Genomic DNA, 5,808 nt, shown 5'->3' on the forward strand with positions numbered 1-5,808 from the left:
GGCACCGGAGGTGTTCGTGCCAGCCTTCTCCGCTTGGCCGGCTGCGCTCGCCCGACCAGCTCCGCCGGCCAAGCTACTCGTGGCGGAGCGGCCCACCGTGCACTAACTTCACCCTTGGACCACCTCGCGGGGGCCGATCAAATCCCCGAACAAGCTCGACAGACTGTTCTGATCGAGCACAGCATCAGCGGTTTGCCCGCGGCGCGATCCGCGGCGGGCAAACCCGTCATCCATGACGCCGAGCCATCTGCAACCCCCGTGAGAGGTCGATCCGGGTCTCGATCCGGAGATGTGCGAAAGCTGAGGCTGGCGACCACAGCACTGCCACGGTGTGTCACGTGGCAGTGCCCTCGTGAAGAACGGCACGCCCTCCCACCGGACGAGGATACATCCTGCCGCTCTCGCATGGCAGGCTCGTACGCGATGACGATCGTTCACCCGACGCGGCGGCTCGCATCCGCGGTACCGCCCACGCTCCACACCTCCGCCGATCCGCGCGCTATCATCCTGACGGATGATGTCCGACCAGCGTGCTCGATCAGGACCACGTCGCCGACAGCCTACGCATCGGCACTGCGATTCGGCACGGCTACTTCTCAGCCGAGACCGACGACAGCGCCGCGTTCCGAACCGAGCTCGGATCGAGGGGCGCCGATCAGGCTTCGACGATCACGCAGACCGCGAGATCGCGCAGCGCCTCGACCAGCAGGTCGGACTGGAACTCGGACGAGCGGTAGACGCGCTGATGACTGCGAGGGGACGGCTGCGCCGTGCCTCAATGCGCGCAACGATGGGCAGGTCGTAGGGTAACGTTCTGCCCCATCTGGGACACCGAGCGTGATCCGCCCGGCGGCGCTTCGGGCGTACACCGATCCTGCGCGTCACGGATCCAGTTGATGATTAGGATCGGCCATTCAGTGCACACCGATCGGGATCGCAAAGGATGACCGACGGGATCCGGCATCTCGTCCAGAAGCGGACGTTCCGCATCCGACCCATACCGGCCGCTTGCACCATGCAGGACATTTCCCAAAAGCAGCTATACGGCACGCCGGCACGTTCGATCCCTCGTAATCATCCATCACGACTACGTGAGTTTTTGGCATACAAAATTTCACGTACTCCAGCGCAGCAAAGACCCAGCTCTCTCGGGTTTGCTGTAGCCAGATTTGGGACACAAACGATGGACGCTAACCGACGCGCGTTTCTGGGAACCGCCGCCCTCGGAGCCGGTGGCCTAATGGCGCTGACGCAGCAGGCTGCTGCAGCAACAACGGATCACGGCGCGCCGGGCGCGGGCGGCTTCGGCCGTGACGTTCAGCAGCTCCCCCCGGGCGCGCAAGTCGCCTACCACGACCCTAAGGATGTCGGCGCCATGCCCGATTTCCATTTTTCCCTCGACGGCAACGTCCCGAAAGTCACGTCGGGCGGGTGGGCCAAGGAAGCGACCGTTCACCAGTTCCCCATCAGCAAGGGGATCGCGGGCGTCCATATGTTCCTTGATCCCGGCGCCTCGCGCGAGCTGCACTGGCACGCCATCGCCGCCGAGTGGGCCTACGTGATTGACGGCCGCTGCCAGACGGTTGTGCTCGATCCGTCAGGGGCGAGCGAAATCAACAATTACGAGCCAGGCGACCTCTGGTTCTTCCCGAAGGGCCACGGCCACTCGATCCAGACGATCGGCGACAAGCCCTGCCACTTCATCCTATCGTTCGACAATGGCGCCTTCTCAGAGCACGGCACCTTCTCGATTACCGACTGGGTCGACGTGTCCCCGAAGGACATGCTGGCGGAGAATTTTGGGCTGCCGAAGGAAGCGCTCAACGCCTTCCCGAAGGGCGAGGCCTACATCCAAGCCGGACCGGTCATCCCGCTCTCCCAGGCGCTCGATGCGCCTTGGCCGAAGGAATCCACCCACAAGTTCCGGCTCCTGAAGGACCCGCGCGCCGTGCGCGAGTTCGACGGCGGGACCTTCCGTCTTGCGACCGTCGACGAGTGGCCGGTTTCCAAGTCGATGTCGGGCGGCGTCATGACCATTCGCCCCGGCCAGATGCGTAAATTCCATTGGAACGTGAATGCCAACGAGTGGCACTTCTACCTGAAGGGTAAGGGCCAGGTGGCGCTGTTCGGCTCGGGCGGTCGCGGCAAGGTCGCAGAGTTCAATCCGGGCGATGTGGCCTACATCCCGATGGGCTTCGGCCACGCGATCAAGAATGTCGGCGACGAGGATCTGGAGATCATCCAGACTTGGGACAACGGCAAGTTCGAGGAGATCGACCTCGATGCCTGGATCAAGGCCAGCCCGAACTATCTGGTGTCCAACAACTTCGCCGGCGTGCCGACCGAGACGATCACGAAGCTGAAGCAGAGCTGATCGAAATCCTAATATTGACTGGAAGGGTGAGGTTCTTATGTAAAACCTCACCCTTCATAAATTAAGACAATCTGCTGTACCGAATTATCATATAAGACAAATGATTATACCGTTTAGCCGCCCGAAAGCAGTCCGGCAGAAATCCACCCAACAGTGACATTCATGGTGGATACCAAGCGCCAAATCTCTGCCCCTAGACCACCCGGTCGGTGATGGTCTGAGCGTAGGGCACAGACGCCTGGAACGACGGGCGGCGCTCCAGCCGGTTGCTGAGGGCTGCCAGGTTCGGGTGCGTGTCGCGCCAGGGCAACTCCTGGAACCGCACCGCGAGGTAGCCGACCACCGTGCCGGCGGCGATGTCGCCGAGCGAGAAACGGTCCCCAACCGCAAAGTCCCGATCGCCGACGAGGCGGGCAATCTCGGCGAGCCCCCCATCGATCTTGCGGCGCTGGCGGGCGAGCCACGGCGCACTCGCGCCGCCCTCGCGTTGGCGCTCGAAAAAAGTCAGTACCATCGCATCGCAGATGCCGTCGCACAGCACCTCGAGTTTTCGTGCCGCGAGGATTCCGTGCACATCGGCTGGCAGCAGCGGCGTCTCGGGATGCTTGAGCTCCAGCCATTGCAGGATGTAGCTCGATTCGTAGACGCTGCTGCCGTCCGGCAGCAGCAGCACGGGCAACTTCTCCAGCGGGTTGTGGCGCGGCAGCGAGGTGGCAGCATCCCACGGAACCTCAGTGAGCAGGTCGAAGGGCAGGCCCTTCTCCGCAAGCGCGATGCGGACCTTTCGCGCGTAGGGGCTCGGTGTGGCGCTGATCAGCTGGTACATGGGCCGCGTCTTTTCATGGGTTGGCAGGTGCCGCGGTCCGTCGAAGTCCGCGGCGGCGGCGTCGCGTAAAGCCTATTCGGCGGGGAGCGCGCCCAGCCGATCGAATCGGGCGCGGTCGTCGGCGGCTTGCGCGCTGCGATCCATCCGTGACACCGCCCAGCAGGTGGCAAACGCCAGAGGCAGGGTGACCAGCGTCGGCGGGTCGATAGGGAAAATCGGCGCCGCATAGCCAAGCACCTTCACCCATACCGCCGGCCCGAGCACGGTAAGGCCCAATGCGCTCGCCAAGCCGACGACGCCGCCGGCGACGGCGCCGGTCGTCGTCAGCCCGCGCCAGTAGAGTGCGAGCAGTAGGATCGGGAAGGTGGAGGAGCAGGCGATGGCGAACGCCAAGCTTACCATGTAGGCGACGTTCTGGCCCTTGAAGGCGATACCCAAACCGATCGCCACGAGGCCCAGCACGAAGGTGGCGATGCGCGAGATCCGTACCTCGGATCCTTCACTCGCCTGTCCGCGGCAGAACACGCTGGCATAGAGGTCGTGACTGACGGCAGACGTGCCGGCGAGCGTCAAACCCGCCACCACCGCGAGGATGGTAGCGAACGCCACCGCCGAGATGAAGCCCATCAGGGCATCGCCCCCGACAGCGTGGCTGAGGTGGATCGCCGCCATGTTGCCGCCGCCGCGGAGCGCTCCGAGCGCATCGACATAGGCCGGGTTGCCGGCAGTCAGCGCGATGGCGCCGAATCCGAGGATGAAGGTGAGCGCGAAAAAATAGTTCATCCACGTCGCGGCCCAGAACACTGAGACGCGGGCGGCGCGCGCATCTGGCACCGTGAAGAAACGCATCAGGATGTGCGGCAGCCCAGCGGTGCCGAGCATCAGGGCGAGGCCCAGTGACAGCGCCGAGACCGGATCCTTGGCCGGGAATTGCGGACCGAGGATCGCGGCGCCCTTCGGGTGAACGGCGGCGGCACGGGCCAGCAGGTCGCCGAAATCGAAGCGGAAGGCGGCCATCACCAGCACCGCGATCAGTGTGCCGCCGACGAGCAGCAGCCCGGCCTTGACGATCTGCACCCAGGTGGTGGCGACCATGCCGCCGAACATCACGTAGCAGATCATCAGGATGCCGACGACGAACTCGGCATAGAGGTAGTCGAGCCCGAACAGGAGTTGGATGAGCTGCCCGGCGCCCACCATCTGTGCGATGAGGTAGAACGCCACCACGACTAGCGAAGCGCAGGCCGAGAAGATCCGGATCGGACGTTCGGAGAGCCGAATGCAAACCACGTCGGTAAAGGTGTAGCGCCCGAGCCGGCGCAAGCGCTCCGCCAGAAGGAACACCACGATCGGCATGCCGGTGGTGTAGCCGACCGCGTAGATCAACCCGTCGAAGCCGGAGGCGAAGATGAGGCCGGTGATGCCGAGGAAGGCCCCGGCCGACATGAAGTCGCCAGCAATCGCCAGCCCATTCTGAAAGCCAGTGATATTCCCGCCCGCCGTATAGAAGTCGTCGGCCGTTTTGGTGCGCTTGGCAGCCCACCACGTGATCCAGAGGGTGAGCGCCACGAAGGCGACGAACAATCCGATCGCCGTGAGGTTCAGGCCGGAGCCCGGGCCGGCGGCGAGGGCGGGGCCGGCGAGGGTGCAAAGGACGAGCGCTAGGCCGAGCCGGATCATCGGGCGAGGCTCCGACGGGTCTCAGCGCGGTTGGCTGCGAGCACGTAGATCCCGGTGAGCGCGACGCCGAGGCCAATCACCCCGAAGGCGTAGGCGAACGCCCAGGTCACGGTGCCGCCGGTCATCACCGGCCGGGCCAGCATGACCGGCGCGAAGGCGGACAGCCCGATGAAGCCGAAATAGGCCGCGACGAGGACTAGGGTGAGGCCGACGCCAAGACGAATCGATTCTGTCGCCGCGCCCGGTTTCGGGGAAGGGATCGGTGTCGTCACGCCCGTGCTCCGGCTTGCCGCACGCTTGCGGTTCCTCGGCGTGCGCCGGGCAAGCAATGCACGCGGCGTACCATAGCGCGGGTCCATCGATCCCACGGCTGGACCGGACGCGGCGGCGTCCGGCCTTCGTCCAGTCACTGGTGGAACACTCGTCCTATAATCTCGAATGCGTATTGTAGATCGGCACCGGGGTCGATCATCTCACGCAGGGCAATCCCCGGCTGACGCCCTTTGCGATCGGGCAGATGTTCTGAAAACACCGCGATAGCGTCGATGTACCCTGGGCGGTGCGCGGGTACGTCTTGATCGACTACGCAGACCAGGGGCCGGGGTACGGGATGGAGTTCGAGATCGGCATCGCGTGACCGATTGACGATTGTCAGCCCTCGGCCCCGCCGCCCGATCCGATCACGGGCTGGCAGGGGGGGGGGGGGGGGCATCCCCCCCCCTGGGACCCAACCCGCTTTTTGGGCCCCACTTTTGGGAGGCCGACACGAAGTAGGTCCGCTTCCCGTGGAGAATGTGTGGGAGGGGGGCGAAAAAGGGTTTAAATTGTGTGGTGTTTGACCTGTCCCCTGGGCACACCCCCGTCCAAAGCGGCGTGTTAGGGGAGGCGGGAATGCACCGGGTCAAAACCGCAGTAATATACCTGATTC

Annotated in this window: 4 protein-coding genes; 1 reads left to right on the forward strand and 3 read right to left on the reverse strand. The window is 64.5% G+C overall.

Going from position 1 to position 5,808, the window contains the following annotated elements:
• The first annotated feature begins 1,240 nt into the window (after positions 1–1,240).
• On the forward strand, positions 1,241–2,374 hold the full coding sequence (locus MKK60_RS25785) for a cupin domain-containing protein (protein WP_243989014.1): 1,134 nt from the start codon (positions 1,241–1,243) through the stop codon (positions 2,372–2,374).
• Positions 2,375–2,567: 193 nt separating this feature from the next.
• Here MKK60_RS25785 and MKK60_RS25790 read toward each other — a convergent pair whose 3' ends face one another.
• From MKK60_RS25790 to MKK60_RS25800, 3 genes are all read right to left on the reverse strand, one after another.
• Positions 2,568–3,200, reverse strand: coding sequence for a glutathione S-transferase family protein (locus MKK60_RS25790; protein WP_147841562.1), 633 nt, complete (start codon positions 3,198–3,200; stop codon positions 2,568–2,570).
• A gap of 72 nt (positions 3,201–3,272) precedes the next feature.
• Positions 3,273–4,880 carry a cation/acetate symporter ActP gene (gene actP, locus MKK60_RS25795; RefSeq protein WP_243989015.1) on the reverse strand — a complete coding sequence of 536 codons (1,608 nt, stop codon included), beginning with the start codon at positions 4,878–4,880 and terminating at the stop codon, positions 3,273–3,275.
• The gene (locus tag MKK60_RS25800) at positions 4,877–5,152 is read right to left on the reverse strand and encodes a DUF485 domain-containing protein (protein WP_243989016.1); all 276 of its coding nucleotides are present in this window, start codon (positions 5,150–5,152) and stop codon (positions 4,877–4,879) included. The genes actP and MKK60_RS25800 overlap by 4 nt, the downstream gene beginning before the upstream one ends.
• Between the last annotated feature and the right edge of the window lie 656 nt (positions 5,153–5,808).

Origin of the sequence: Methylobacterium sp. J-092, assembly GCF_022829325.1 — a bacterium.
GTDB lineage: Bacteria > Pseudomonadota > Alphaproteobacteria > Rhizobiales > Beijerinckiaceae > Methylobacterium.

What these genes read in the sequence shown, in the direction of transcription:
- MKK60_RS25785 (WP_243989014.1), top strand. Translation starts at nt 1,241, where the DNA reads ATGGCGCTGACGCAGCAGGCTGCTGCAGCAACAACGGATCACGGCGCG.
- MKK60_RS25790 (WP_147841562.1), bottom strand. Translation starts at nt 3,200, where the DNA reads ATGTACCAGCTGATCAGCGCCACACCGAGCCCCTACGCGCGAAAGGTC.
- actP (WP_243989015.1), bottom strand. Translation starts at nt 4,880, where the DNA reads ATGATCCGGCTCGGCCTAGCGCTCGTCCTTTGCACCCTCGCCGGCCCC.